Annotated in this window: 2 protein-coding genes; both read right to left on the bottom strand. The window is 41.1% G+C overall.

Translation table 11 applies throughout. The features are described from left to right. Positions 1-342, bottom strand: a 342-nt coding sequence (locus L696_RS0101295; RefSeq protein ID WP_025682039.1) for a capsid assembly scaffolding protein Gp46 family protein, incomplete at its 3' end; no start/stop codon positions are given. Positions 343-1,119: 777 nt separating this feature from the next. Next, positions 1,120-1,765: phage portal protein (locus tag L696_RS0101285; protein ID WP_025682037.1), on the bottom strand; the 646-nt coding region annotated here is incomplete at its 5' end.

Below are 1,765 nucleotides of genomic sequence, written 5' to 3'. Positions count from 1 at the left end.
GATCGCTTGGCTGGTTAACCGTTCACGCTGCTTCTCCAGCTTCATATTTTCGACTTCGGCTCGTAGCTTTTCGACTTCAATTTCTTTTTCATCCTTAGCCGGGAATCGCTTCTTGATCTCAGCATCCACTGCACTTTCCAAATGATTGGATTTCCACGTTTCCAGCGATTTAGCGGATCGTTTGTCCACCGTGCTATCGAACCAACTTTTTGCTTGCTGATTAGATTGGATATATTGCTCCATCCCCTCCACGCTATACGGATTCAAACCCTGAAGATACATTTGCCATTCCTCTTTGGTTTGGTTTTCTTCAATCAACTGCTTCATTTGTTCTAAATTCATTTTCGATAATCTCCTTTATCGCCCATTCGACTCACAGAACCGAACACGCTTATGTATGTATGGAGCCTTTTAATGTCATGCTCAGGACAGCAATGTAACGCTTTAGAAATCACAAAAACGAGGAAAAGGTACAAACATGCCCACTCCCCACTTTTGGCTATTTTTCATCCTTTGTTTATACGGCTTTTTGACAGCCTAAAGCGTTACATCAAGCCTATCTTTGACTGAACTTCTGAAACGAATATGTATGCTGAAACTGTATCATATTGAATATCATGCTCAAGATAATCATGTAACGCATTAGAAAACGCAAAAGTGACGAAAAGGTACGAACATACCAACTCCTCATTTTTGCCTATTTTTAACCCTTTGTTTATAGGGATTTTTGACAGCCTAAAGCGTTACATCGAGCCGTCTTTTTGTCTGAACTTCCGAACACGTATCCTGATACTTTCCTTTCTCGCCCTACCTCTACACTTCTCACAACATTTCTGCCGATTCGAATTTGCCGAAAATGTTCCTCCACAACGTGTACAGTTCACCCTCGGCTTCGCTGTCTTAGGCTCAGTCTCCATATTCCGTTCAGACGTATATTCTCGTTCCAGCTTCTCGTCTATGGGTAAAACTCCTTTTTCAAAATAGCTACAACGGGGAAGAGAATCATCTTGAGCGAAAAATACACATGGGCCATCCTGTAAACAGCAATAGTTTTGAATACCGTGCTTTGCTCCAAGATAACATGCACAATTATTCTTCATCAGCCGCTTGATACTATTTTTATTCTGCATTCGATTTCTCCTTACTCACATCTGTTAATCGTTGCTGCTCCCCATGAAATTTATTGAATTCCAGCTTCGGATTCTCGACAAATGGAAGCAATGTAAGCAACGTTTCCTGTGAGACCACTTCTTTCAGTTTCACAATCACATCTGCCATCCCCACCAAATCTGTTGGCAAGTTTCTTGTGAATTTTACGGCGATATCCCGGTAATCATATTGCACGCCTTCTTTAATGTGCAGAAACGTAAAGAAATTCCGTAATCGCTGCTTGATCGCCTTTTCCATCAACGCTTCACGCATCGCCACTCGATTCTCCAAATTTAGCAACTTATTTCTCAGTGCCAAGGAGGAGGTATTACTGGCCCAATTCTCATTAAAATTAACCTGATCCATCATATCGAAAATTTTGCGTTCAATGTTATCTAACTCGTTTTTCACAAAGGAATCGTTAATCTCCTTCGTGAGCCAGCTTACTTTCCCACCAGCCGGAACCTGAATAATGCCCATCTTCTTCATATTCAATAAATCTTCAGCTTCCAGCTTGGCATTCTCAATCACAAGATAGGCGTTGCGATGATCTGCAATTTCATTGACCAAGTCAGAATTCAATGCGTTATAGGCATCAAATAAAGAAATCACATCA

The organism is Paenibacillus maysiensis (genome assembly GCF_000520815.1).
Taxonomy (GTDB): Bacteria; Bacillota; Bacilli; order Paenibacillales; family Paenibacillaceae; genus Paenibacillus; species Paenibacillus maysiensis.
This window is presented reverse-complemented; position numbering and strand designations above follow the sequence as displayed.